At 66.1% G+C, this 25251-nt stretch carries 22 protein-coding genes; 17 read left to right on the forward strand and 5 right to left on the reverse strand.

The features are described from left to right. Positions 1-4: 4 nt before the first annotated feature. The 3 genes from ACWW36_RS22075 (at position 5) to ACWW36_RS22085 (ending at position 2790) form a co-directional block, all read left to right on the forward strand. The gene (locus ACWW36_RS22075; RefSeq protein ID WP_456138096.1) at positions 5-835 is read left to right on the forward strand and encodes an enoyl-CoA hydratase; all 831 of its coding nucleotides are present in this window, start codon (positions 5-7) and stop codon (positions 833-835) included. A gap of 14 nt (positions 836-849) precedes the next feature. Beyond that, positions 850-2478 (forward strand): ABC-F family ATP-binding cassette domain-containing protein, encoded by a 1629-nt coding sequence (locus tag ACWW36_RS22080; RefSeq protein ID WP_456138097.1) that lies wholly within the window; start codon positions 850-852, stop codon positions 2476-2478. A 117-nt stretch (positions 2479-2595) separates the two neighbouring features. After that, positions 2596-2790: a helix-turn-helix domain-containing protein gene (locus ACWW36_RS22085; protein WP_456138098.1), complete on the forward strand. Its 195-nt coding sequence runs from the start codon at positions 2596-2598 to the stop codon at positions 2788-2790. Here ACWW36_RS22085 and ACWW36_RS22090 read toward each other — a convergent pair whose 3' ends face one another. Both ACWW36_RS22090 and ACWW36_RS22095 read right to left on the reverse strand, forming a co-directional pair. After that, entirely contained in the window at positions 2791-3354 is a 564-nt protein-coding gene (locus ACWW36_RS22090) for a TetR/AcrR family transcriptional regulator (RefSeq protein ID WP_456138099.1), read from the reverse strand. Positions 3355-3364: 10 nt separating this feature from the next. Then, on the reverse strand, positions 3365-6172 hold the full coding sequence (locus tag ACWW36_RS22095) for an aconitate hydratase (protein WP_456138100.1): 2808 nt from the start codon (positions 6170-6172) through the stop codon (positions 3365-3367). Positions 6173-6331: 159 nt separating this feature from the next. On the opposite strand from ACWW36_RS22095, the gene ACWW36_RS22100 reads away from it, so the two are divergent. The 10 genes from ACWW36_RS22100 to ACWW36_RS22145 all read left to right on the forward strand — a co-directional run bounded on the left by ACWW36_RS22100 (position 6332) and on the right by ACWW36_RS22145 (position 16211). Further along, the gene (locus tag ACWW36_RS22100) at positions 6332-6904 is read left to right on the forward strand and encodes an Rv1476 family membrane protein (RefSeq protein ID WP_456138101.1); all 573 of its coding nucleotides are present in this window, start codon (positions 6332-6334) and stop codon (positions 6902-6904) included. Between the two features lie 242 nt (positions 6905-7146). Continuing rightward, positions 7147-8562: an NlpC/P60 family peptidoglycan endopeptidase RipA gene (gene ripA, locus ACWW36_RS22105; protein ID WP_456138102.1), complete on the forward strand. Its 1416-nt coding sequence runs from the start codon at positions 7147-7149 to the stop codon at positions 8560-8562. Then, a complete protein-coding gene (gene ripB, locus ACWW36_RS22110; RefSeq protein WP_456138103.1) occupies positions 8556-9266 on the forward strand; it encodes an NlpC/P60 family peptidoglycan endopeptidase RipB in 711 nt (236 codons plus the stop codon). The genes ripA and ripB overlap by 7 nt, the downstream gene beginning before the upstream one ends. Before the next feature lie 131 nt (positions 9267-9397). Further along, positions 9398-10534 carry a chaperone MoxR1 gene (gene moxR1 / locus ACWW36_RS22115; RefSeq protein WP_456138104.1) on the forward strand — a complete coding sequence of 379 codons (1137 nt, stop codon included), beginning with the start codon at positions 9398-9400 and terminating at the stop codon, positions 10532-10534. A 9-nt stretch (positions 10535-10543) separates the two neighbouring features. Then, positions 10544-11488, forward strand: coding sequence for a DUF58 domain-containing protein (locus ACWW36_RS22120; protein ID WP_456138105.1), 945 nt, complete (start codon positions 10544-10546; stop codon positions 11486-11488). Positions 11489-11533: 45 nt separating this feature from the next. Next, a complete protein-coding gene (locus ACWW36_RS22125) occupies positions 11534-12541 on the forward strand; it encodes a VWA domain-containing protein (protein ID WP_456138106.1) in 1008 nt (335 codons plus the stop codon). 26 nt (positions 12542-12567) lie between these two features. Further along, positions 12568-13578, forward strand: coding sequence for a VWA domain-containing protein (locus ACWW36_RS22130; RefSeq protein WP_456138107.1), 1011 nt, complete (start codon positions 12568-12570; stop codon positions 13576-13578). A 43-nt stretch (positions 13579-13621) separates the two neighbouring features. Continuing rightward, positions 13622-14389 carry a 3-oxoacyl-ACP reductase FabG1 gene (fabG1, locus tag ACWW36_RS22135; RefSeq protein WP_456138108.1) on the forward strand — a complete coding sequence of 256 codons (768 nt, stop codon included), beginning with the start codon at positions 13622-13624 and terminating at the stop codon, positions 14387-14389. Positions 14390-14408: 19 nt separating this feature from the next. After that, positions 14409-15218, forward strand: coding sequence for an NADH-dependent enoyl-ACP reductase InhA (gene inhA / locus ACWW36_RS22140; protein WP_456138109.1), 810 nt, complete (start codon positions 14409-14411; stop codon positions 15216-15218). Then, on the forward strand, positions 15219-16211 hold the full coding sequence (locus tag ACWW36_RS22145) for a ferrochelatase (protein WP_456138110.1): 993 nt from the start codon (positions 15219-15221) through the stop codon (positions 16209-16211). On the opposite strand, the gene ACWW36_RS22150 is transcribed toward ACWW36_RS22145, so the two are convergent. Further along, a complete protein-coding gene (locus tag ACWW36_RS22150; protein ID WP_456138111.1) occupies positions 16208-17050 on the reverse strand; it encodes a hypothetical protein in 843 nt (280 codons plus the stop codon). The genes ACWW36_RS22145 and ACWW36_RS22150 overlap by 4 nt on opposite strands. 59 nt (positions 17051-17109) lie before the next feature. Between ACWW36_RS22150 and ACWW36_RS22155 the strand changes: the two genes are divergently transcribed. Both ACWW36_RS22155 and ACWW36_RS22160 read left to right on the forward strand, forming a co-directional pair. Further along, positions 17110-17541 carry an NfeD family protein gene (locus tag ACWW36_RS22155; RefSeq protein ID WP_456138112.1) on the forward strand — a complete coding sequence of 144 codons (432 nt, stop codon included), beginning with the start codon at positions 17110-17112 and terminating at the stop codon, positions 17539-17541. Between the two features lie 34 nt (positions 17542-17575). Beyond that, complete coding sequence (locus tag ACWW36_RS22160; RefSeq protein ID WP_456138113.1) at positions 17576-18808, forward strand: SPFH domain-containing protein; 1233 nt, start codon at positions 17576-17578, stop codon at positions 18806-18808. A 9-nt stretch (positions 18809-18817) separates the two neighbouring features. On the opposite strand, the gene ACWW36_RS22165 is transcribed toward ACWW36_RS22160, so the two are convergent. Then, on the reverse strand, positions 18818-20194 hold the full coding sequence (locus ACWW36_RS22165) for a WS/DGAT/MGAT family O-acyltransferase (protein WP_456138114.1): 1377 nt from the start codon (positions 20192-20194) through the stop codon (positions 18818-18820). Positions 20195-20289: 95 nt separating this feature from the next. Then, the gene (locus ACWW36_RS22170; RefSeq protein ID WP_456138115.1) at positions 20290-21036 is read right to left on the reverse strand and encodes a TVP38/TMEM64 family protein; all 747 of its coding nucleotides are present in this window, start codon (positions 21034-21036) and stop codon (positions 20290-20292) included. A gap of 100 nt (positions 21037-21136) precedes the next feature. Between ACWW36_RS22170 and mutA the strand changes: the two genes are divergently transcribed. After that, a complete protein-coding gene (mutA, locus tag ACWW36_RS22175; protein ID WP_456138116.1) occupies positions 21137-22936 on the forward strand; it encodes a methylmalonyl-CoA mutase small subunit in 1800 nt (599 codons plus the stop codon). A gap of 1 nt (position 22937) precedes the next feature. Next, complete coding sequence (gene scpA, locus ACWW36_RS22180; protein ID WP_456138117.1) at positions 22938-25172, forward strand: methylmalonyl-CoA mutase; 2235 nt, start codon at positions 22938-22940, stop codon at positions 25170-25172. Positions 25173-25251 lie beyond the last annotated feature (79 nt).

Below are 25251 nucleotides of genomic sequence, written 5' to 3' on the forward strand. Positions count from 1 at the left end.
TAGCGTGCTGTCCGTGACCGAGCAAAAAGACTTCGTCCTCGTCGACCGCCCACGCCCGGAAGTCGCGTTGGTGACGCTGAACCGGCCCGAGCGAATGAACTCCATGGCGTTCGACGTCATGGTGCCGCTGAAGAAGGTTCTCGACGAGCTGACCTATGACAACTCCGCGCGAGTGATTGTGCTCACAGGTGCGGGTCGCGGGTTCTCGTCCGGAGCCGACCACAAGTCGGCCGGGTCGGTGCCCCATATCGACGGGCTTACCCGGCCGACGTTTGCGCTGCGGTCCATGGAGGTGCTCGACGACGTCATCCTGGCGCTGCGCAAGATGCACCAGCCGGTAATCGCCGCCGTGAACGGCGCCGCGATCGGCGGGGGGTTGTGCCTGGCGCTGGCGTGTGACATTCGCATCGCCGCAGAAGGGGCGTACTTTCGTGCCGCGGGCATCAACAACGGCCTGACGGCGAGCGAGCTCGGCCTTTCGTACTTGCTTCCGCGCGCCATCGGGACGTCGCGAGCCTTCGAGTTGATGCTGACCGGACGTGACGTCGACGCCGAAGAGGCGGCCCGCATCGGCCTGGTGTCGCGGTCCGTGCCGGACGGCGACCTGCTCGACGTTTGCTACGAGATGGGTGAGCGGATCGCCTCGTTCTCGCGGCCGGGAATCGAGTTGACCAAGCGCACGCTGTGGAGTGGACTGGACGCCGCTAACCTGGAGGGGCACATGCAGGCCGAGGGCCTGGGACAGCTCTTCGTGCGTTTGCTCACCGCCAACTTCGAAGAAGCCGTTGCAGCGCGCGCCGAGAAACGGCCACCGGCCTTCACTGACGACAAGTAACAAGGAGAAGCAGCGTGATCACCGCAACGGACCTGGAGGTCCGCGCAGGAGCGCGCACGCTGCTGTCCACCGATGGCGCGGCGCTGCGGGTCCAGCCCGGTGACCGCATCGGGCTCGTAGGCCGCAACGGCGCGGGCAAGACCACCACGATGCGCATCCTTGCGGGTGAAGGCGAGCCCTACGCGGGCACGATCGCCCGCAACGGGGAAATCGGTTATCTGCCACAGGATCCCAAAGAGGGCAACCTCGATGTGCTGGCACGCGACCGGGTGCTGTCGGCCCGCGGCCTTGACACACTGCTGGCCGACCTCGAGAAGCAGCAAGCCCTGATGGCCGAGGTCGCCGACGACGCCGCCCGAGACAAAGCGGTGCGCCGATACGGTCAACTCGAAGAGCAGTTCGCGGCTCTCGGCGGGTATGCCGCCGAGAGCGAGGCTGGCCGCATCTGCGCGAGTCTTGGTCTGCCCGAACGAGTTCTGACCCAGGCGCTGCGCACGCTGTCCGGCGGGCAGCGCCGGCGGGTCGAGCTTGCACGCATCCTGTTCGCCGCGTCCGAAACTGGCGCGGGCTCGGCCACCACGCTCCTACTCGACGAACCCACCAACCACCTCGACGCCGACTCGCTGGGCTGGCTGCGGGAGTTCCTCCGTGGCCACGCCGGAGGGCTGGTCGTCATCAGCCACAACGTGGATCTGCTGGCCGACGTCGTGAACCGCGTGTGGTTCTTGGACGCGGTGCGCGGCGAGGTGGACGTCTACAACATGGGCTGGCAGAAGTACCTCGACGCCCGCGCGACCGACGAGCAGCGTCGCCGCCGCGAGCGGGCCAACGCCGAACGCAAGGCGTCGGCGCTGCGGGTCCAGGCCGCGAAGATGGGCGCCAAGGCCACCAAAGCTGTTGCCGCGCAGAATATGTTGCGACGAGCCGACCGAATGATGGCTTCGCTCGATGAGGAACGCGTGGCCGACAAGGTGGCCCGCATCAAGTTCCCGACACCGGCGCCGTGCGGTCGTACCCCGTTGGTGGCCAAGGGCTTGACGAAGAATTACGGGTCGCTCGAGGTGTTCTCCGGTGTCGACCTGGCGATCGACCGCGGCTCACGCGTCGTCGTGCTCGGTCTGAACGGGGCGGGCAAGACGACGCTGCTACGGCTGCTGGCGGGCGCCGAGACGCCCGACGCGGGGGCGCTGGAACCGGGCCATGGGCTCAAGATCGGCTATTTCGCGCAGGAGCACGACACGCTCGACAACATGGCCACGGTGTGGGAAAACATCCGCCATGCCGCACCCGACACCGGTGAGCAGGATCTGCGGGGTCTGTTGGGCGCGTTCATGTTCAGCGGTGCGCAACTCGACCAACCCGCCGGCACGCTGTCGGGCGGGGAGAAGACACGCTTGGCGCTGGCGGGTCTCGTCGCGTCGACGGCCAATGTGCTTCTGCTCGACGAGCCCACCAACAACCTCGATCCCGCGTCGCGGGAACAGGTTCTCGACGCGCTGCGCAGCTATATGGGTGCGGTTGTGCTGGTGACGCACGACCCCGGTGCGGCAGAGGCGCTCGACCCGCAGCGGGTGGTGCTCTTACCGGATGGCACCGAGGACTTCTGGTCGGACGACTATCGCGACCTCATCGAGTTGGCGTAAGCCGAATTACGAACCGTTTCATCATTTCCGCCCGCACTCGTGTGAACGCTTCTTACGCTGGGTATGCACGGGGTGTGTCGGGGCATCAGAGGCGGGGAGATGTCAACCAAAATGAGTATGAAGAAGTCAACCAAGTCTCGGGAGGATCTGCTCCACGAGTTGCGTAGCGCTTATGAGGGGGGCGCCAGCATCCGCTCGTTGGTGGCAACGACGGGACGATCATACGGTTCTGTTCATAGCATGCTGCGCGAGTCGGGCACGACGATGCGCAGCCGCGGAGGGCCTAACCATCGCAGCAGGCGCGCAAGCTGACTACTGCTGTCTAACCGAGGCCTCGACGAGGTCGAGTACGGCACTGAGCTTTTCGGGGTCGTCACCGGAAGCCAGCCGCGCCACCAGGCCGTCGAGGACGAGGTCCAGGTAGGTCTGCAGCACCGCGCTGGGCACATCGTCGCGCAGCCGGCCCGCCTGCTTCTGGCGGCGCAGCCGGGCGGTCGTTGCCGCCGACAGTTCAGCGGAGCGCTCCGACCATCCGCGGTTGAACGCCGGATCGTTGCGCAGTTTTCGTGCGATCTCCAGCCGGGTCGCTAGCCAATCGAACTGATCGGGCGCGGCGAGCATGTCGCGCATCACCTGGATCAGCCCTTCCCGCGACGCGACCTCGGCCATTCGTTCGGCGTCCTCGCGGGCAAGCTCGAAGAACAGTGTGTCCTTGTCGCGGAAGTGGTGGAAGATGGCACCGCGCGACAGCCCGATCGTATGCTCGAGCCGCCGCACGGTGGCCTTGTCGTAGCCGTATTCGGCGAAGCACCGTCGGGCACCGTCGAGGATCTGGCGGCGGCGTGCGGCCAGATGGTCATCCGTCACCCGGGGCATGTCGAAATACTTACGACTTCAACATGTTGCGCAGCACGTACTGCAGGATGCCGCCGTTGCGGTAGTAGTCCGCCTCGCCGGGTGTGTCGATGCGGACCACCGCGTCGAACTCGACCTTGTTGCCATCCTCCTTGGTCGCCGTGACATGCACGGTCTTCGGCGTCTTGCCGTCGTTGAGCGCCTCGATGCCGCTGATATCGAACGTCTCCGTGCCGTCGAGCTTCAGCGATGCCGCTGACTCGCCTTCGGGGAACTGCAGCGGGATGACGCCCATGCCGATCAGGTTCGAGCGGTGGATGCGTTCGAACGACTCGGTGATGACCGCACGCACGCCGAGCAGGCTGGTACCTTTTGCCGCCCAGTCACGCGACGAACCGGAGCCGTACTCCTTGCCACCGAGGACCACGAGCGGAATGTCCTGCGACGCATAGTTTTGCGCGGCGTCGTAGATGAACGCCTGTTCACCGCCGTTGGTGAAGTCGCGGGTATAGCCGCCGGACACGTCGTCGAGAAGTTGATTACGCAACCGGATGTTGGCGAACGTGCCGCGGATCATCACTTCGTGGTTGCCGCGCCGGGAGCCGTAGGAGTTGTAGTCCGACTTGTCGACCCCGTGCTCGTCGAGGTACTGCGCAGCCGGCGTGCCCGGCTTGATGCTGCCCGCGGGGGAGATGTGGTCGGTGGTCACCGAATCCCCCAGCAGCGCCAACACTCTGGCCCCCTTGATGTCGGTCACCGGCTCCGGTTCGGCGGGCATCCCGTCGAAGTACGGAGGCTTGCGCACGTACGTCGAGTCGGCGTCCCACTCGAAGGTGTTTCCTGACGGCGTCGGCAAGTTGCGCCACCGATCGTCGCCCTTGAACACGTCGGCGTAGTTCTTCGTGAACATCTCCGTGTTGATGGCCGAGGCGATGGTGTCGTTGATGTCCTTCTGCGACGGCCAGATGTCTTTGAGATAGACCTCGTTGCCGTCGTCGTCTTTCCCGAGCGGCTCATTGTCGAAGTCGAAGTCCATCGTGCCTGCCAGCGCGTAGGCGATCACCAACGGCGGTGACGCGAGATAGTTCATCTTCACGTCCGGGTTGATGCGGCCCTCGAAGTTGCGGTTGCCCGACAACACCGCTGCCACGGACAGATCGCAGTCATTGATCGCCTTGCTGATCTCGTCGGGCAGCGGACCGCTGTTGCCGATGCACGTGGTGCAGCCGTAGCCCACGAGGTAGAAGCCGAGCTTCTCCAGGTACGGCCACAGGCCCGCCTTGTCGTAGTAGTCGGTGACGACCTGCGAGCCCGGCGCCATCGTGGTCTTCACCCACGGCTTGGACGTCAGGCCCTTCTCGACGGCGTTGCGGGCCAGCAGCGCCGCGCCGAGCATCACCTCGGGGTTGGAGGTGTTGGTGCACGACGTGATCGCGGCGATGACCACGGCACCGTGGTCGAGGATGAACTCACCGCGGTCCTCGCATTTGACCTCGACCGGGCTGCTCGGGCGGCCGTTGGCGCCGACGGCGGCCGACGGCACGACGGCGTCATCATCGGCGAACGCCAGGCTCGAAGCCGGGTCGCTGGCAGGGAAGGATTCCTCGACCGCTTCATCGAGCTTGGTGTGCGGGTTCTCCGCTCCGTCTGTCACGTAGTTGTGAATGTCCTTGCGGAACGCCGACTTTGCGTCGGTCAGCGAGATCCGGTCCTGCGGACGCTTGGGCCCGGCAATCGACGCGACAACATCGGAGAGGTCCAGCTCGATGTACTCGGAATACTTCGGCTCCCGCTTCGGGTCGTGCCACATGCCCTGTTCCTTGGCGTACGCCTCGACCAGCGCCAGCTGCTCCTCGCTGCGGCCGGTCATCTTCAGGTACTCGATGGTGACCTCGTCGATCGGGAAAATCGCTGCGGTCGAACCGAACTCGGGGCTCATATTGCCGAGCGTCGCGCGGTTGGCCAGCGGCACCTCGGCCACGCCGTCGCCGTAGAACTCGACGAACTTGCCGACCACGCCATGCTTGCGCAACATCTCGGTGACGGTGAGCACGACATCGGTGGCCGTGACACCGGGCTGGCGCTCGCCGGACAGCTTGAACCCGACGACGCGGGGGATGAGCATCGATACCGGTTGCCCCAGCATGGCGGCCTCGGCCTCGATACCGCCCACACCCCAGCCCAGTACGCCGAGGCCGTTCTCCATCGTGGTGTGCGAGTCGGTGCCCACACAGGTGTCCGGATAGGCGACACCGTCACGCTCCCACACGACGCGGGCCAGGTATTCGATGTTGACCTGGTGCACGATGCCGGTGCCGGGCGGGACGACCTTGAAGTCGTTGAAGGCGCCCTGACCCCAGCGCAGGAACTGGTAGCGCTCGCCGTTGCGCTCGTACTCGATCTCGACGTTGCGCTCGAACGCGTTGGCGGTACCGAACAGATCGGCGATCACCGAGTGGTCGATGACGAGGTCGGCGGGTGCCAGCGGGTTGACCTTGTCCGGGTCGCCACCCAGATCGCCGACGGCCTCACGCATGGTGGCCAGGTCGACGATGCAGGGCACACCGGTGAAGTCCTGCATGATCACGCGCGCGGGCGTGAACTGAATTTCGACGCTCGGGTCGGCTGACGGATCCCAGTTCGCGATCGCCTCGATGTGGTCCTTGGTGATGTTGGCGCCGTCCTCGGTGCGCAGCAGATTCTCGGCGAGCACCTTGAGGCTGTACGGAAGTTTCTCGGTGCCGGGCACCGCGTCGAGGCGGTAGATCTGGTAGCTGTTGTCCGCGACCTTCAGCGTGTCGCGGGCACCAAACGAATTGACCGAATCCTTGCTGCTCACATCAACTCCCGGCTAGATCTCGCCCCGACGGGCTGTGTCGGCGGCGCTGATAATCCTAACAGTACGCTTGTCCTGTATTGAACCCAGGGCTCGTTTCAGTCTTGTCCTCGCAAGCGCCTGCTGCCACCCGCATACCCATTAATGGATTACCGTGCCCGTGTGACCGGACCGCACGTGATCCCGTTCCCGCCTACGTACATCCCGAAGGACGTGTGCAGCACCGTGGGCCTGGATCCCGCGACTCCGCCGGACGTGTGCATGGATCGCGTGTTGGCCGACGTCTCCGACGACGGCGTGAGCGCGCCCGTCGCAGATGCCAAGCAAGAACGCCAGGCGGCCGAACTCCGCCAAGTGATCGCCGACGCCCGCAAGGAAGGTATCGACCTCAAGGTCGTCGTGGTGCCGACCAACCCGCCAATCGACACTCCGCTGCGCGACATCGCGACTGAGGTGGGGCAGGCCAATCCGGGTTCGACCGTGCTCGCGATCAGCCCGGGGTGGGCGGGCACATATAGCTCGGTGTACAACCGCGTGACATTGGAGGCGGGCCAGGACGTCGCCAAGACCGGCGATCCGGTGCAGTCGACGAAGAATTTCGTCAGCGAGTTGACCACCCAACACTTTCCATGGACGCCATTCACAATTGTCGTCGTACTGGCTGTGATTGCGGCCGTCGTCACCACCCGTGTGCTGCAAGTCAGAGCAAAGCGTTCTACTGCCGAGCAGACGTAAAAGGCCCCGACACGCGGGGGTTTTGGGGCTATTTGCGTCTGCTCGGCAATTCAAATTGTCACAGCGGTATAACGCTACATTCAATTACAAACCTGTAATTTGTGACTAAAGTTTCCTTAGCGTCAGATGTGACGTACGGTGCAAACGGAGCTTGATGTTGCAGTTGTGATTTCTGTGACTGCACATAGGCGCCCACGAATGTGCCGGCACGTTCGCGTTGAGCCATAGGAGACTTGAGTCGAATGAGACGCACCCCTGGCGCCTCTGCTTCCCGGCTGCTCGGGAGGGCGTGCGCGGTTTCACTTGCCGTGGCCGTGCTGATAGCAACACCTGGCGTAGGCGCAGCGCAGCCGGCCGGCTCCGAAAACCTGGGCTCGCTCGTTGCCGACGTCGCAAACGCGAACCAGAAACTCCAGGAACTCGGCGCCGCGATTCAGACACAGCAGGAAAGCGTCAACAAGGCGATCGTCGACGTGCAGACCGCCCGCGACAACGTGGCGGCCGCGCAAGCCGAAGTCGACGCCAGCAAGCAGCGGGTCTCAGACGCCAATGCCGCGATCGCCGCCGCCCAGAAGCGGTTCGACACCTTCGCTGCCGCAACGTATATCAACGGACCGTCTGGTTCGTATCTGACGGCCTCCGATCCCGCCGACATCCTCAACACCGCGGCCGCCGGCGAGACGCTGTCGGTCAGCTCGCAGCGGGTGATCACCGATCTCCAACGGGCCCGCATCGAGCAGGTCAACAAGGAATCCGCCGCACGCCTGGCCAAGCAGAACGCCGATCAGGCTGTCGCGGACGCCGACGCCAGCCAGCAGACGGCCGTGTCCGCTCTGACCAACGCCCAGCAGACCTTCAAGACCCAGCAGGCCGACCTCGACCGCCTCACGGCCGAACGAGCCGCGGCGCAGGCTAAGCTCGACGAAGCGCGTAACTGGTCGGCGCCTGCGGGCGGCCAGCCTGCCGCCCAACCTGCTGCTGCCGCAACCACTTCCAACCCTGCGGCAGACTGGGACCACGCTCCGCGCGACCCGGCCACCGGAAACTGGGCCACGCCGTGGGATCCGTTCCTGCCCGCGATTCCCAGTGCGTTCGTCAGCGGCGACCCGATCGCGATCATCAACACCATCCTGGGCATCATGTCGACGTCCGCGCAGGCAACCGCCGACATGGGCCGCGGCTTTCTGCAGAAGCTCGGCCTGATTCCCACACCCACCGGCTTCACGAACAATGGCGCTATTCCGCGCGTCTATGGGCGTGACGCCACCGAGTACGTAATCCGGCGCGGTATGTCGCAGATGGGTGTGCCGTACTCGTGGGGCGGTGGTAACGCGACCGGACCGAGCAACGGCATCGATGACGGCGCCGGCACAGTCGGTTTCGACTGCTCGGGCCTCATGCTTTATTCGTTCGCCGGGGTCGGCATCAAGCTGGACCACTACTCCGGCTCGCAGTACAACGCCGGCCGCAAGATCCCGTCGTCGCAGATGCGCCGTGGCGACATGATCTTCTACGGCCCCAACGCCAGCCAGCACGTGGCGCTCTATCTCGGTGACGGCCAGATGCTCGAGGCGCCCTACACGGGCGCCACGGTGCGTGTCGCGCCCGTGCGCACCAGCGGCATGACTCCCTACGTCACACGACTGATCGAATGGTGATTCCCCTGCGCCCCAGCATTTTACGTTGCCACCGTGTCCTGATCGTCGCCCTTACCGCACTCGCCCTATTGCTTGGGTTCGCTGCGCCCTCCAATGCCGATCCGGGGGAGTGGGACCCGACGCTGCCCAAGGTTCTCAGCGCGGGCGCGCCGGGCGACCCGGTGGCGATCGCCAACGCGTCGTTTCAAGTCAGCAGGCTCGCGCTCGAGACCACCCAGAACATGGGCCACCAATTTCTGCAGAGTCTCGGGCTTGCCCCCAGCGGGCCAGCCGCCGTGCCCGCCGGCGCGCGAGTCCGTGGGCCCCAGGCGATTGAATATGTAATCCGCCGTGCAGGTTCACAACTCGGCGTGCCGTACTCCTGGGGCGGCGGCTCGCTCACCGGCCCGAGCAAAGGCATCGACAGTGGCGCCAATACGGTCGGATTCGACTGCTCGGGGCTGGTTCGGTATGCGTTCGCCGGCGTCGGTGTGCTGCTTCCGCGGTTTTCCGGAGACCAGTACAACGCCGGCAGGCACGTCCCGCCGTCGCAGGCCAAGCGCGGCGACCTGATCTTCTACGGCCCCGGCGGCGGCCAACACGTCACCCTGTATCTCGGTAACGGCCAGATGCTCGAGGCGTATGACACGGGCACCCCGATCAGGGTGGCGCCGGTGCGAACTGAGGGCATGACTCCGTACGTGACCCGGATTATCGAATCCTGAGCCAGACCTGAGAGCCCGGCGGGCAACGTCGACGGATTCCGAACTGCCTGGAATAGTTGACGACGGGCGTGCGGCCAAACCAGGTCGGCGCCGCTACGACCAGCGTGTTGAGACGATGTGGGAGGACCTTGATGTCATCACCGAGTGGGCCGCCGCAGGGCGCCGGAGGATTTTCCGGTCAAGGCCCGGGGCAGGGTTATCCCCCCGGTACCCATGCTGCGCCGAACAATGGCGGGCTGCAGCAGGAGGTCCACACACTCGAGCGGGCGATCTTCGAGGTCAAGCGGATCATCGTCGGGCAGGACCAACTGGTCGAGCGAATGTTGGTGGGCCTGCTCGCCAAGGGCCACGTGCTGCTCGAGGGCGTGCCGGGTGTGGCCAAGACGCTGGCAGTCGAAACCTTCGCCAAGGTCGTCGGCGGCACCTTCGCCCGCATCCAATTCACCCCCGACCTGGTACCCACCGACATCGTCGGCACCCGGATCTACCGCCAAGGCAAAGAGGAGTTCGACATCGAACTCGGCCCCGTGGTGGTCAACTTCCTGCTCGCCGACGAAATCAACCGCGCGCCCGCCAAGGTGCAGTCGGCGCTGCTGGAGGTCATGGCCGAACGAAAGATCTCGATCGGCGGCAAGACCTTCCCGCTGCCCGCCCCCTTCCTGGTGATGGCCACCCAGAACCCGATCGAGCAAGAGGGCGTGTACGCGCTGCCCGAGGCGCAACGCGACCGCTTCCTGTTCAAGCTCAACATCGACTACCCGACTCCGGAGGAAGAGCGCGAGATCGTCTACCGGATGGGCGTCAAGCCGCCAGAGCCCAAGCAGGTCTTGGCCCCCGGCGACCTGCTGCGGCTACAGGACGTGGCGTCCAACAACTTCGTGCACCACGCGCTGGTCGACTACGTGGTCCGCATCGTCACCGCGACGCGGCACCCCGAGAAGTTCGGCATGCCCGACGCCAAGGCGTGGATCGCCTACGGCGCGTCACCGCGTGCGTCGCTGGGCATCATCGCCGCGGCGCGCGCGCTCGCGCTGGTGCGCGGCCGTGACTACGTGGTGCCGCAGGACGTCGTCGAGGTGATTCCGGACGTGTTGCGCCACCGGCTGGTGCTGACTTACGACGCGCTGGCCGACGAGATCTCGTCGGAGACGGTGATCAACCGGATCCTGCAGACTGTCGCCCTGCCGCAGGTGAATGCCATTCCGCAGCAAGGGCATTCGGTGCCGCCCGTCGTTCCGGCCGCAGCGGCCGCGGCAAGCGGTCGGTGACAGTAATCTGTGACTACGTCCAGACGCACAGTCGACCTGCCGTCACTCAAACGCGGGGAGATTCGTGATCCCGCACTGACGGCAGCCCTGCGCAAGCTGGAGCTGACGGTGCGCCGCAAACTCGACGGCGTTCTGCACGGCGACCATCTGGGACTGCTTCCAGGTCCTGGTTCCGAACCGGGCGAGTCGCGGCTGTACCAGCCCGGCGACGACGTCCGGCGGATGGATTGGTCGGTGACGGCGCGCACCACTCACCCACATGTGCGCCAGATGATCGCCGACCGCGAGCTGGAGACCTGGCTGGTGGTCGACATGTCGGCGAGCCTCGACTTCGGCACCACCGGTTGCGAAAAGCGCGACCTGGCCGTGGCGGCCGCTGCGGCGATCACGTTCCTCAACAGCGGCGGCGGCAACCGTATCGGCGCGATCATCGCCAACGGCGATTCGGTGCGGCGGGTCCCGGCGTTGAGCGGTCGCATTCATGAGCAGGAACTGCTACGGGCGATCGCCACTACGCCGAAGGCACCCCTCGGCGTGCGTGGTGATCTCGCCGGGGCGATCGACGCACTGCGAAGGCCCGAGCGCCGCCGCGGCATGGCGGTGATCATCAGCGACTTCCTGGGGCCGATCAACTGGATGCGCCCCCTGCGGGCTATCGCAGGCCGCCACGAGGTCCTCGGCATCGAAATACTCGATCCCCGCGACGTCGAACTGCCGCCGGTCGGCGACGTGATCCTGCAGGACCCCGAATCCGGTGTCACCCGCGAGTTCACCATCGACGAACAGTTGCGCGACGACTTCGAGAAGGCCGCGGCCGCGCACCGTGCCGAAGTCGCCCGCACGCTTCGGCGCTGCGATGCCCCGCTGCTCTCGCTGCGCACCGACCGGGACTGGATCGCCGACGTGGTCAGGTTCGTCGCCACCCGCCGCCGTGGAGCGCTAGCCGGCCGATGAGCGCTTGCGCGAACGCCCCTGATCCGACGAAATGACAACTGGCACATGACATTACCGTTGCTCGGACCGATGACGCTATCGGGCTTCGAACACGCGTGGTTCTTCCTTTTTCTCATTGTCGTCCTCGGAATCGTCGCGCTGTACATCGTCGTTCAGTTGGCCCGGCACAAGCGGATGCTGCGGTTCGCGAATATGGAGCTGCTGGAAAGCGTTGCGCCCAAACGGCCGTCGCGCTGGCGGCACCTGCCCGCAATTCTGCTCGTGCTGTCGCTGGTGTTGTTCACGGTCGCGATGGCCGGGCCCACGCACGATGTGCGGATTCCCCGCAACCGCGCCGTGGTGATGCTGGTGATCGACGTATCCCAGTCCATGCGGGCCACCGATGTGTCGCCGAGCCGCTTGGCCGCCGCCCAGGAGGCCGCCAAGCAATTCGCCGACCAGCTCACCCCTGGCATCAACCTGGGCCTGATCGCCTACGCGGGCACCGCGACCGTGCTGGTATCACCGACGACCAACCGCGAGGCGTCCAAGAACGCGATCGACAAACTTCAATTGGCCGACCGCACCGCGACGGGCGAGGGCATCTTCACCGCATTGCAGGCCATCGCAACCGTCGGCGCGGTGATCGGAGGAGGGGATGAGCCGCCGCCAGCGCGCATCGTGCTGATGTCCGACGGCAAGGAGACGGTGCCGTCGAACCCGGACAACCCCAAGGGCGCCTACACCGCGGCGCGCACGGCCAAGGATCAGGGTGTGCCGATCTCGACGGTTTCGTTCGGCACGCCGTACGGCTACGTCGAGATCAACGACCAGCGACAGCCAGTTCCCGTCGACGACGAAATGCTCAAGAAGATCGCCGAGCTGTCCGGCGGCGAGTCATACACCGCATCGAGCCTCGAGCAGCTCAAGGAGGTCTTCACCAACCTGCAGGAGCAGATCGGCTACGAAACCCGCAAGGGCGACGCCAGCGCGGGCTGGCTGCGCCTCGGCGCCGTGGTGCTGGCGTTGGCCGCGCTTGCGGCCATGCTGGTCAACCGGCGACTACCCAATTGACACCGAACTGAAATGACAAGTAGCACATGACATTACCGGTGCTCGGACCGATGACGCTCTCGGGTTTCGACCACGCCTGGTACTTCCTGTTCCTCTTTGTGGTACTCGGGCTGGCCGGCCTCTACGTCGCCGTGCAGGTGGCGCGGCGCAAGCGGATGCTGCGCTTTGCGAACATGGAGCTGCTGGAAAGCGTTTCCCCCAAACGGCCGTCGCGCTGGCGGCACCTGCCCGTGATCCTGCTGCTGCTGTCGCTGGTGCTGTTCACCGTCGCGATGGCCGGGCCCACGCACGATGTCCGTATCCCACGCAACCGCGCCGTCGTGATGTTGGTCATCGATGTGTCGCAGTCGATGCGGGCGACGGACGTCTCACCGAACCGGCTGGCTGCCACGCAGGAGGCCGCCAAGCAGTTCGTCGATCAGATGACGCCCGGTATCAACCTGGGGCTGATCTCCTACGCGGGCACCGCCACTGTGTTGGTGTCGCCGACGACCAATCGTGACGCGTCGAAGAATGCGATCGACAAGTTGCAGGTGGCCGACCGGACCGCGACGGGTGAGGCCATCTCGACCGCACTGCAGGCGATCTCCACAGTCGGTGCGGTGATCGGCGGCGGAGACACCCCACCGCCCGCGCGCATCGTGCTGATGTCCGACGGCAAGGAAACCGTGCCGTCGAACCCGGACAACCCCAAGGGGGCCTACACCGCGGCGCGCACGGCCAAAGATCAGGGCGTGCCGATCTCCACGGTGGCTTTCGGCACCCCTTACGGCACGGTGGAGATGGACGGCGGCCAGCGACAGCCGGTGCCCGTCGACGACGAGATGCTGAAGAAGATCGCCCACCTGTCCGGTGGACAGGCCTACACCGCGTCCAGCGTCGATCAGCTCAAGGAGGTCTTCGCCAACCTGCAGGAGCAGATCGGCTATGAAACCCGCAAGGGCGACGCCAGCGCGGGCTGGCTGCGGCTCGGCGCCGCGGTACTGGCCTTGGCCGCAGTGGCGGCGCTGCTGATCAACCGGCGGCTGCCCACCTAAGGCGATTTCTTAAGAACGCTGTCCAGGCACTAAGTTGGCTCGCATGTCTCTGACCGACAATCCAGCCGATACCGCGGACCAGGCCACCGGCGGCCGTCCGCCGTTCGTCGCGCGTTCGGTGCTGGTGACCGGCGGAAACCGGGGCATCGGGCTGGCTATCGCGCTGCGCCTGGCCGCAGACGGTCACAAGGTCGCCGTCACCCACCGCGGCTCAGGGGCCCCGGAGGGACTGTTCGGCGTCGAGTGTGACGTCACCGACAACGAGGCCGTCGATCGCGCGTTCAAGGAAGTCGAGGAGCATCAGGGTCCGGTCGAAGTGCTGGTCTCAAACGCCGGCATTTCCAAGGACGCGTTCCTGATGCGGATGACCGAGGAGCGGTTCACCGAGGTCATCGACGCCAACCTCACCGGAGCGTTCCGGGTGACCCAACGGGCGTCGCGCAGCATGCAGCGCAAGCGGTTCGGCCGCATCATCTACATCGGTTCGGTGTCCGGCATGTGGGGTATCGGCAATCAGTCCAACTACGCCGCCGCCAAGGCCGGACTGATCGGCATGGCGCGTTCGATCTCCAGGGAGCTGTCGAAGGCCGGTGTCACCGCGAACGTGGTGGCTCCCGGCTACATCGACACCGAGATGACCCGCGCGCTCGACGAGCGGATTCAGGCGGGCGCACTGGAATTCATCCCGGCGAAGCGGGTCGGCACCGCCGAGGAGGTCGCCGGTGTGGTCAGCTTCCTGGCGTCCGAGGACGCGAGCTACATCGCCGGTGCGGTAATTCCGGTCGACGGCGGCATGGGCATGGGCCACTAAGAGAGATAAGGACTTTCACATGACAGGGCTCCTCGAAGGCAAGCGCATCCTCGTTACGGGGATCATCACCGACTCGTCGATCGCGTTCCACATCGCCAAGGTCGCTCAGGAGGCGGGCGCGGAGATAGTCTGCACCGGCTTCGACCGGCTGCGGCTGATTCAGCGCATCATCGACCGGTTGCCGGAGAAAGCGCCGCTGCTGGAGCTCGACGTCCAGAACCAGGAGCACCTCGACACGCTGGCCGCCCGGGTGGCCGAGGTGATCGGCGAGGGCAACAAGCTCGACGGCGTCGTGCACTCCATCGGCTTCATGCCGCAGACCGGCATGGGCATCAACCCGTTCTTCGATGCGCCGTACGAGGATGTCGCCAAGGGCATCCACATCTCGGCGTATTCGTATGCGTCGCTGGCCAAGGCGTTGCTCCCGATCATGAACCCGGGCGGCGGCATTGTCGGCATGGACTTCGACCCGACGCGGGCGATGCCGGCATACAACTGGATGACGGTGGCCAAGAGCGCGCTGGAGTCGGTGAACCGCTTTGTGGCACGCGAAGCCGGTCAGTACGGCGTGCGATCGAATCTCGTTGCCGCCGGACCGATTCGGACGCTTGCGATGAGCGCGATCGTGGGCGGCGCGCTCGGCGAAGAGGCCGGTAATCAGATGCAGCTGCTCGAAGAGGGCTGGGATCAGCGCGCGCCCATCGGGTGGAACATGAAGGACCCGACGCCGGTTGCGAAGACAGTGTGTGCCCTGCTCTCCGATTGGTTGCCGGCCACCACCGGGACGATCATCTACGCCGACGGCGGCGCCAGCACGCAGTTGCTCTAGATGGACTTTGACGCGCTTCTACTCCTGTCGTTCGGCGGGCCGGAGGCGCCTGAGCACGTGATGCCGTTCCTGGAGAACGTCACTCGCGGCCGCGGGATCCCGCGCGAGCGGCTGGCGTCGGTAGCGGAGCACTACCTGCACTTCGGCGGTGTGTCGCCGATCAACGGCATCAACCGTGAGTTGATGGCGCGGCTAGAGGCCGAAATCGATCTGCCGGTGTACTTCGGCAACCGGAACTGGGAGCCGTACGTCGAAGACACGGTGATTGCCATGCGCGACAACGGTGTTCGCCGGGCTGCGGTCTTCACCACCTCTGCGTGGGGCGGATACTCCAGCTGCACCCAATACGTCGAGGACATCGCGCGGGCGCGCGCGGCGGCAGGTGACGCCGCTCCGGAACTGGTCAAGCTGAGGCAGTACTACGACCATCCGCTGTTGGTGGAGATGTTCAGCGAAGCCATCGGGAAGGCAGCGCAGACCGTGCCCGACGGTGCACGACTGGTGTTCACCGCGCACTCCATTCCGGGTGCGGCGCGATCACGTTGCGGCCCAGACCTATACAGCCGTCAGGTGGCGTATGCGTCGCGACTGGTCGCCAGCGCGGCCGGCTACGACGATTACGACCAGGTGTGGCAGTCACGCTCTGGGCCGCCGCAGGTGCCCTGGCTGGAACCTGACATCGCGGACCACCTGACGACGCTCGCCGACGCCGGCGCCAAGGCGGTGATCGTCTGCCCGATCGGGTTCGTTTCCGACCACATCGAGGTCGTGTGGGATCTCGACCACGAGCTTGCGCTGCAGGCAAGGGAATTGGGTATCGAGCTTGCGCGGGCGGCCACGCCAAACGCCGACCCGCGGTTCGCGCGGCTGGCCGTAGATTTGGTCGACGAGCTCCGTTACGGCCGCGGACCCGCTCGGGTTGCAGGGTCGGACGCGCCGCCATTGCAAGGGTTTTCGGTCAACGGCGCGCTCTGCACAGCGAACTGCGGCTAACTCCAGGCCGAGTTCAGGATCGCGGCGATCGCGGCCATCCGCGCCGAGCGCACGACTCCGCCCAGCGGTCGCAGTGCGTCGCTGGCGATCTGAACCTCCGACGAACTCTGCAGCCCGATGGGAATCAATCCCGAGCCGACGGTGATGATCGCGTCGATGTGGGCGGCGTTCTCCAGCACCCGTACGGCCCGCGACGGCGCGTGGTCGGGCACCCGGTGTCCCCGTGAGGATTCGAGCACCTGCTCGACCAGCCCGCGCGGATCGGCCACGTCGGCACCCGCCGCGCGGATCGCACCGAGCGCGTCGGCGGCAGAACGGACCGCCGCCCGCAGGGCATACTCCGCCTCGCCGAGATCGAGGTGTTCGGAGGGAGGCACGGCAGGCACCGAATAGACCGTCCACGACAACGCCGTCGGTTCGGGCTCGAACTCGGACTCGTCGTCGAGGTCGTCGTATTCGAAGTCCGGGACCAGGCCTACCGCCACGGACTCTTCGCCACCGACGATTATCGCCTCGCCCGCAGTGATCGCGTCACGCTGGAACTGCGTGCCCGCGGGGAGCCCACGGACGTCGCCAGGCACCGGCAGCACCACACCTATGGACGGCGTCAGCCCCGCCGGACGCGCCGCGACGCGCATGGTCTGCAGCAGCGAGACCGCGCCCGCGTCGTTCAGGTCCGGCCACGGCAACCCGGTTCGGCCGGCCGCGACCGAGTCGTATGCCGTGACCGAATGCCTTGGCGCCCATTGCGATAACGCGTCGAGGACATCGTCAGGTGCGGCCGCGCCTGCAAGCCAGGCGTTGGCCCAAACCGTCAACGAAACACTGGGGCACCACATGATGCTCGCAGTGTAGTAGTTAGCCGCGAATCGGGTCGGCTACGCGATACGCTGGCGTCATGGCCGTCCCGCTGATCTGGCTGATCGCCGCATTGGCCCTCGCCGGAGCCGAGGCGCTGACCGGCGACATGTTCCTGCTCATGCTCGGCGGCGGCGCGTTGGCCGCGGCGGGAACGAGCCTGGTGGTCGACGACCTGTGGGTGCACGGCGCGGTGTTCCTCGTCGTCTCGCTCCTGTTGCTGGTGCTGGTGCGCCCCGCGCTGCGGCGGCATTTCATGTCGGGAAAGGGTCTGCCCGAACCGGCGAAGGCGCTCGAAGGCAAGAGCGCACTGGTGCTCGACCGGGTGGCGCGCCATGAAGGCCAGGTGAAACTCGACGGCGAAATCTGGACGGCGCGCCCGCTGAACGACAACGATGTGTACGAACCGGGCGACCACGTCACCGTCGTGCACATCGACGGCGCCACCGCGGTCGTTCAAAAAGTCGTCTAGAGAACACTGGACAACCAAGGGAAGGAAGCTCGTCATGGATGGTGCCATCGCCGGCCTGATCCTGGTCGGGGTGCTGGTGGTATTTGCCGCCATCATCGTGGCCAAGTCAATCGCGTTGATCCCGCAGGCCGAGGCCGCGGTCATCGAGCGGCTGGGCCGCTACAGCAAGACCGTGTCGGGTCAGCTGACGTTGCTGCTGCCGTTCATCGACAGGATCCGTGCCAGGGTCGACCTGCGCGAGCGCGTGGTGTCCTTCCCGCCGCAGCCGGTGATCACCGAGGACAACCTGACGGTCAACATCGACACGGTGGTGTACTTCCAGGTCACCAATCCGCAGGCGGCGGTCTATCAGATCAGCAACTACATCGTCGGTGTCGAGCAGCTGACCACGACCACCCTGCGCAATGTCGTCGGCGGCATGACTCTGGAGCAGACGTTGACATCCCGCGACCAGATCAACGGACAGCTGCGTGGAGTGCTCGACGAAGCGACCGGACGCTGGGGTCTTCGGGTGGCCCGCGTCGAGCTGCGCAGCATCGACCCGCCGCCATCGATTCAGGATTCGATGGAAAAGCAGATGCGGGCCGACCGCGAGAAGCGGGCCATGATCCTGACCGCAGAGGGCTCCCGCGAAGCGTCGATCAAGCAGGCCGAAGGCCAGAAGCAGGCCCAGATCCTTGCCGCCGAGGGTGCCAAGCAGGCGGCGATCCTGGCGGCCGAGGCCGACCGGCAGTCGCGGATGCTGCGCGCTCAGGGCGAGCGCGCCGCGTCCTATCTGCAGGCACAGGGTCAGGCCAAGGCGATCGAGAAGACGTTCGCCGCGATCAAGGCCGGCCGCCCGACGCCGGAGATGCTCGCCTACCAGTACCTGCAGACGCTGCCGCAGATGGCCAAGGGCGAAGCCAACAAGGTGTGGCTGGTGCCCAGCGACTTCGGTGCGGCACTACAGGGATTCACGAAGCTGCTCGGAGCGCCAGGGGAGGACGGCGTGTTCCGTTACCAGCCGTCGCCGGTGGAAGAGAATCTGCCGAAGCCGGAGGACGACACCGACGAGGTCGCCGAGTGGTTCACCACGCAGACGGATCCCGCTATCGCTCAGGCCGTCGCCAAGGCGGAGGCCGACGCGCGTTCGTCAACGAGCATCAGCGCCATCCCGGCCGCGCAGCCCGATCCCTTGCCGCCGATGCAATATCCGCCTCTGTCGCAGCAGCGGCAGGACGGTCCGCCGCAGATGCCGGGTCGCCACGCCGGCTCCACGGAGCTGTAATCAGCCGCCCTACGCGCTGACCACCAGCGACAGTCCTCTGCGGTCGCGGGAAGGCTTGCGCCGCTTGGCCGTTGCCACCAGTCGCGCCACGGCGTCTTCCACGCCGTGGGCCAGCTCGTCGATGTCGGGCGCCGCGTCGAAGTCGGCGAGGATGCCGAAGTACAGCTCGCCCGCGTAACTGAGCATCGCGACACCGGTGCGCAGTTGCATTGCGATCGGCGGAATCGGCATGACTCCGGACACCTTGCGGCCCATGATCTGCAGCGGTTCAGCGGGGCCGGGCACATTGGTCGCGACGGTGGCAACGCCGTGCTGTGGCAGTCGGGTCAACAGCCGCGTGGCCAACGCCGTGAGGGCGAAGGGGATGTGGTTGGCGAGCGAGGTCGCCGCGTTTCCGGCCTGGTGTTGTCCGGTCGACTTGGCGTGCGACAGCCGGGCATGAACCGTGCGTAGTCGCGCGACCGCGTTCTCCTCCTCGACAGGAAGGAACGGCAGCAGCAAGGAAACTCGGTTGTCGGTCTGGTCGAGCGAGTCAGCGTGGCGCATCGATACGGGTACCAGAGTGCGCAAGGTATCCGGCAGCGGCTGCTCGCCATGGCGGATCAGGTAGGCGCGAAAGCTCTCGGTGAGTGCGGCCAGCGCGACGTCGTTGATCGTGACGTCGAAGACCTGGCATACGTGTCTGACATCGTCCAACGAGACGCGCCCCGCGCTGTAGCGGCGCAGGTTCGTTATCGGACCGTTCAGCGCTGCGGACGCCGACGGCATCGTCAGCCCAGCCGCGATGTCGACGGCACCGTGAGCCATTCGGGCCGCCGCCGTCGTCCACGTCATCGGGTTCAGGATCTGCTGCCACAGCGGCTTCGACCGCGCGGGTTCAGATGCCGCATGGATACGGCCGGCGAAACTGTGCCCGGGACCGCCGTCCGAGAGGCCGGCGAGCATATGCGCCGTCGCTATCCCGTCGGCGATGCAGTGGTGAACCTTCAGCACTATCGCCCATCGGCCGTCGGCCAGCCCTTCTACGACCCAGATCTCCCACAGCGGCCTGCTCCGATCCAGCCGCCAGGACATGACGTCGGCCACCAGGCGGAACAACTCGTGGTCATCGCCGGGCAGCGGCAGCGAAAGCCGGCGGACATGATGGGTGAGATCGAAGTCGGGATCGTCGACCCACTCTGGAGCGTCGAGATCGAACAAATGGGAACGGAGCCGCTGCGCGAACCGTGGGCAGGCCGCGATCCGCTCGCCGAGTGTCGACAACAGCGAATCGAATTCGGGGATGGGTCCCTCGAGTATCACGAGGGCGCCGATGGCCAGGCTGACGCGACGATCTGCGTCTTCGGCATGGAGGAATCCTGCGTCGAGTGCTGTTAGACGATCCATGTTCACCAGCCTCCCAGGTACATGTAACCGATAGTTTCACTATCTGGCGCTGCAGTGGTTGCTGGTAGGGCCGTTTGGCCCTAGGTCCGAACGATTCAGCCGGTGATGGCGGGCTCGGTGTCGTGGGCCGAGCCGGCGAGGCGCTCGCGGTGATGGCGCCGATGGGTGCGGATTTCGTAGATCAGCCCAGCGATGCCGAGGCTCGCTGTGCACAGCGACACGAGAAACAGCAGCGGGCTCACATGGCCGGTCAGCGCGTCACCGAGGATCACCACGGCGGCCGTGCCTGGCATCAAGCCGATGAAAGTGGCAAGCGTGTACGGCAGCACCCGCACCGCAGACGCACCCGCGGCGTAGTTCAGCACCGAGAACGGCACGGCGGGAATCATCCGCATCGACAGCACCGCCAGCCAGCCGCGTTCCCGCAGCCGGGCGTCGAGCGAGTCGACGCGCGGGTGGCGTACCAGCCGTGATAGCTGCCAGCCTGCGGCCCGCACCAGAACCAGCGCGACGACGGCGCTGATGGTGCTGGCCACCACGGCGAGCGGCACACCGAGGTAGGGACCGAACAGCAGACCCGCCGCCAACGTGAAGGCCGTGCGTGGAAACGGGAAGACGGTCACCACGATGTGCGCGGCCAAGAAGGCAAGCGGAAACCATGGACCGACCGATGTCGCCCAGTCACGCAGTTGAATTGCAGTGGGCAACGGAACCAGCAGCGCAACTGCGACGAGGATCACAATCGCGGCCAGGATGGCGATAAACCGCCGTGGTGGCACCTGCGACGCCGTCGTAATCACCGCAGCGCGGAGTGCGCGCAGTGTGCTGACGACGGCTTTCACGCCTTCCAAGACTACGGGTCGATGACGGGGGACACCGCCGCGCCGCAGCGTGAGTCGGGCCGCCCGGCACAACCTGGTGTGATGGCGATCATTTAGCCTGATGGACGTGCAGAAATCCAGTGTTGCGGATTCCGATTTCGCGAGGTGGCGCTCGGCGGTAGCCGGCGTACTGGCCAAGAGCACCAAGCGTGACCCGGCGGATCTGCCCGCCGAACCGGAGCGATTGCTGGATTCGCCGACGTACGAAGGCTTCCCGATCCGGCCGCTGTACACGAGCGCAGACGCGCTGCCCGAACCTCCGCTGCCCGGGCGGTGGCCTTTCGTGCGCGGCGGCGATGCGCATCGGGACGTCAAGTCCGGGTGGCGGGTGGCTGAAGCATTCCCCGCCAACGGCTCCGCGGTCGCCGAAGGCAACGGCGCGGTGTTGGTCGCTCTGACCGAGGGCGTCAGTGCACTGGTGCTGAGGGTCGGTGCGGCGGGAATCGCGGCGACCGAACTGGACCGTCTGCTCGAAGGCGTCTTTCTCGACCTCGTCCCTGTCGTACTTGACGCCGGCACCGACTATGTCGCCGCATCGGATGCGGTGCTGGCGCTGTTGAACGGCCTCGACGACGATCAGCGTTCGCGGCTGTCGGTGGACCTGGGCGCTGACCCGCTGAGCGCGCCGCTGAGTTCGCGACCCGCACCGAACGTGGCGGATGTCGTGGCCGTGGCCGCGAAGGTCGGCGGCTACACCGGCGGCGTGCGCGCGATCACCGTCGACGGTCCCGCATTCCACAACCGGGGGGCCAGCGCGTCGTGGGAGCTGGCGGGCAGTGTCGCCGCGGCGGTCGCTTACCTGCGCTTGCTCGGTGACGGCGGCCTGGCGGTCGGGGATGCCTTGCGCCAGATCAGCTTCCGGTTCGCCGCCGACGACGACCAGTTCATGACGATCGCGAAACTGCGTGCGGCGCGCCAAATCTGGGCCAGAGTGGCCGAGGTGGTCGGGGAGCCCGACGCCGGCGCGGCCCGGCTGCATGCGGTCACGTCGCTGCCGATGATGGCGCAGCGCGACCCGTGGGTGAACATGCTGCGCACCACGCTGGCGGCGTTCTCCGCCGGGGTGGGAGGTGCCGACACCGTGCTCGTGCACCCGTTCGACGTTGCGATTCCCGGCGGCTTCCCCGGCACCCCAGCCAGTTTCGCGCGCCGGATCGCCCGCAACACGCAGTTGCTTCTGCTCGAGGAATCCCACATCGGCGAGGTCCTCGATCCTGCAGGCGGGTCGTGGTTCGTCGAGGATCTCACCAACCAGCTCGCCGAGCAGGCGTGGAAACACTTCCAGGACATCGAATCCCGCGGTGGCTTCGAGGCGGCCCGCGACTACGTGGCCGACCAGATCACCGAGGTTGCTACCCGGCGAAGCGACGACGTCGCACACCGGCGCACCGCGATCACCGGTGTGAACGAATACCCAAACCTCACCGAACCGCCACTGCCGCAAGGTGATCCGTTGGAAACGGTGGCGCGCTACGCTGCTGCCTTCGAGGCGCTGCGGGAGCGCTCGGACGCGTACCTGGACAAGACCGGTGCCCGGCCCCAAGTGCAGCTACTGACGCTCGGGCCGCTGGCCGAGCACAATATCCGCGCGACGTTCGCGACGAACCTGCTGGCGTCCGGCGGCATCGAAGTCGTAACGGAGCCTGCCAAGATAGCTGTCATCTGCGGCACCGATGCCCGGTATGCAGCCGAGGCCTCAGCGGCCGTGGACGCCGCGCGAAAGGCTGGCGTGACCCACGTTCTGCTCGCCGGGCCCGAAAAGGCGGTGGCCGAAGCCGATTCGAAGCCAGACGGCTACCTGACCGCGAAGATCAACGCGGTCGAAGTGTTGTCGGACCTGCTTACCCGATTGGGGGCCTGAGGTGACTGCAACTACCGGAATCGGAAGCTTCGCCGACGTACCACTGCAGGGCGAAGGAGATCGGAAGCCCGCGGCCTCACCTGTTTCGCTAGCCGCCGTCGACAAACACGTCGAGGCCGCCGCCGCTGCGCACGGATACACCCCGGATCAACTCGACTGGAGCACCCCAGAGGGTATTGCCGTCAAGCCCGTCTACATCGGCGCCGACCGCGACGCGGCGGTCGCGGCCGGCTACCCCCTGGACAGCTTCCCCGGCGAACCGCCGTACATCCGCGGCCCGTATCCGACCATGTACGTCAACCAGCCGTGGACCATCCGTCAGTACGCCGGGTTCTCCACGGCAGCGGAGTCCAACGCGTTCTACCGTCGCAACCTGGCCGCCGGCCAGAAGGGCCTTTCGGTGGCGTTCGACCTCGCCACCCATCGCGGCTACGACTCTGACCACCCCCGCGTGGCCGGCGACGTCGGAATGGCAGGCGTGGCAATCGATTCCATCCTCGACATGCGCCAGCTGTTCGACGGCATCGACCTGTCGACCGTGTCGGTGTCGATGACCATGAACGGCGCGGTGCTGCCGATCCTCGCGCTGTATGTCGTGGCGGCCGAAGAGCAGGGCGTGCCGCCGGAGAAGCTGGCGGGGACCATCCAGAACGACATCCTCAAAGAGTTCATGGTCCGCAACACCTACATCTATCCGCCCAAGGCGTCGATGCGGATCATCTCCGACATCTTCGGCTACACCAGCACCAAGATGCCCAAGTTCAACTCGATTTCCATCTCGGGCTACCACATCCAAGAGGCCGGTGCCACAGCCGATCTCGAGCTGGCCTACACGCTGGCCGACGGCGTCGAGTACATCAAGGCCGGCCTCGACGCCGGGCTGGACATCGACAAGTTCGCGCCGCGGTTGAGCTTCTTCTGGGGCATCGGGATGAACTTCTTCATGGAGGTCGCCAAGCTGCGCGCAGGCCGGCTGCTGTGGAGCGAGCTCGTCGCCGAGTTCAACCCGAAGGACGCGAAATCGCTGTCGCTGCGGACACATTCGCAGACGTCGGGTTGGTCGCTGACCGCGCAGGACCCGTTCAACAACGTCGCCCGTACGTGCATCGAGGCGATGGCCGCCACCCAGGGCCATACCCAGTCACTGCACACCAACGCGCTTGACGAGGCGCTGGCGCTGCCGACCGACTTCTCCGCGCGCATCGCCCGCAACACCCAGCTGCTGCTGCAACAGGAGTCGGGCACCACGCGGCCGATCGATCCGTGGGGCGGGTCGTACTACGTGGAGTCGCTGACCCATCAGCTGGCCGAGAAGGTCCGCGAGCACATCCGTGAGGTGAACGAGCACGGCGGCATGGCGCAGGCGATCAGCGACGGCATTCCGAAGCTGCGTATCGAGGAAGCGGCGGCACGCACCCAGGCCCGCATCGACTCCGGGCAGCAGCCGGTGATCGGCGTCAACAAGTACCAGGTCGACGAGGATCAGGAGATCGAGGTCCTCAAGGTCGAGAACAGCCGGGTGCGTGCCGAGCAGATCGCCAAGCTGAAACAGCTTCGCGCCGACCGTGACCCCGCGGCCGTCGAGGCCGCGCTCGCGGCGCTCAGCAGTGCTGCCGAAGGGGAGGGCAACCTCTTGGCGTTGGCGATCGACGCCGCGCGTGCAAAGGCCACCGTCGGCGAGATCTCCGACGCATTGGAGAAGGTCTGGGGACGCCATCAGGCCGAGATCCGTACCATCGCCGGGGTCTACCGCGACGAAGTCGGAAAGGTCAGCAACATCTCTAGCGCCACCGAGTTAGTGGAGAAGTTCGCCGAGGCTGACGGCCGCCGGCCGCGCATCCTGGTTGCCAAGATGGGTCAGGACGGACACGACCGCGGCCAGAAGGTGATCGCGACGGCGTTCGCCGACATCGGTTTTGACGTCGACGTCGGTTCGCTGTTCTCCACGCCGGAAGAGGTGGCGCGCCAAGCCGCCGACAACGATGTGCATGTCGTTGGCGTCTCATCGCTCGCTGCGGGCCACCTCACCCTGGTGCCCGCCCTGCGCGACGCGCTCGCCGAAGTCGGCAGGCCCGACATCATGGTCGTGGTCGGCGGGGTAATCCCGCCTGGCGACTTCGACGAGCTCTACGCCGCCGGGGCGACGGCGATCTTCCCGCCCGGCACCGTCATCGCCGATGCGGCGATCGGCCTGCTACACAAGCTCGCCGAGCGCCTCGGCTACGACTTGAAATAGGGCAGGTCCACATGATCTCGTCGAAAGTGACGTTTTGCAGGAGCCTTCTCGCACTTTCTCTGCAAAACGTTGATTTGGC

Source organism: Mycobacterium sp. MMS18-G62, assembly GCF_053877835.1.

Excerpts from the sequence above, each read along its gene's own strand:
- ACWW36_RS22125 (WP_456138106.1), top strand. The coding sequence starts at position 11,534 with ATGACATTACCGTTGCTCGGACCGATGACGCTATCGGGCTTCGAACAC.
- fabG1 (WP_456138108.1), top strand. The coding sequence starts at position 13,622 with ATGTCTCTGACCGACAATCCAGCCGATACCGCGGACCAGGCCACCGGC.
- inhA (WP_456138109.1), top strand. The coding sequence starts at position 14,409 with ATGACAGGGCTCCTCGAAGGCAAGCGCATCCTCGTTACGGGGATCATC.
- ACWW36_RS22150 (WP_456138111.1), bottom strand. The coding sequence starts at position 17,050 with ATGTGGTGCCCCAGTGTTTCGTTGACGGTTTGGGCCAACGCCTGGCTT.
- ripB (WP_456138103.1), top strand. The coding sequence starts at position 8,556 with ATGGTGATTCCCCTGCGCCCCAGCATTTTACGTTGCCACCGTGTCCTG.
- ACWW36_RS22085 (WP_456138098.1), top strand. The coding sequence starts at position 2,596 with ATGAAGAAGTCAACCAAGTCTCGGGAGGATCTGCTCCACGAGTTGCGT.
- ACWW36_RS22090 (WP_456138099.1), bottom strand. The coding sequence starts at position 3,354 with ATGCCCCGGGTGACGGATGACCATCTGGCCGCACGCCGCCGCCAGATC.
- moxR1 (WP_456138104.1), top strand. The coding sequence starts at position 9,398 with ATGTCATCACCGAGTGGGCCGCCGCAGGGCGCCGGAGGATTTTCCGGT.
- ripA (WP_456138102.1), top strand. The coding sequence starts at position 7,147 with ATGAGACGCACCCCTGGCGCCTCTGCTTCCCGGCTGCTCGGGAGGGCG.
- ACWW36_RS22155 (WP_456138112.1), top strand. The coding sequence starts at position 17,110 with ATGGCCGTCCCGCTGATCTGGCTGATCGCCGCATTGGCCCTCGCCGGA.
- ACWW36_RS22130 (WP_456138107.1), top strand. The coding sequence starts at position 12,568 with ATGACATTACCGGTGCTCGGACCGATGACGCTCTCGGGTTTCGACCAC.
- ACWW36_RS22160 (WP_456138113.1), top strand. The coding sequence starts at position 17,576 with ATGGATGGTGCCATCGCCGGCCTGATCCTGGTCGGGGTGCTGGTGGTA.
- ACWW36_RS22145 (WP_456138110.1), top strand. The coding sequence starts at position 15,219 with ATGGACTTTGACGCGCTTCTACTCCTGTCGTTCGGCGGGCCGGAGGCG.
- ACWW36_RS22165 (WP_456138114.1), bottom strand. The coding sequence starts at position 20,194 with ATGGATCGTCTAACAGCACTCGACGCAGGATTCCTCCATGCCGAAGAC.
- mutA (WP_456138116.1), top strand. The coding sequence starts at position 21,137 with ATGGACGTGCAGAAATCCAGTGTTGCGGATTCCGATTTCGCGAGGTGG.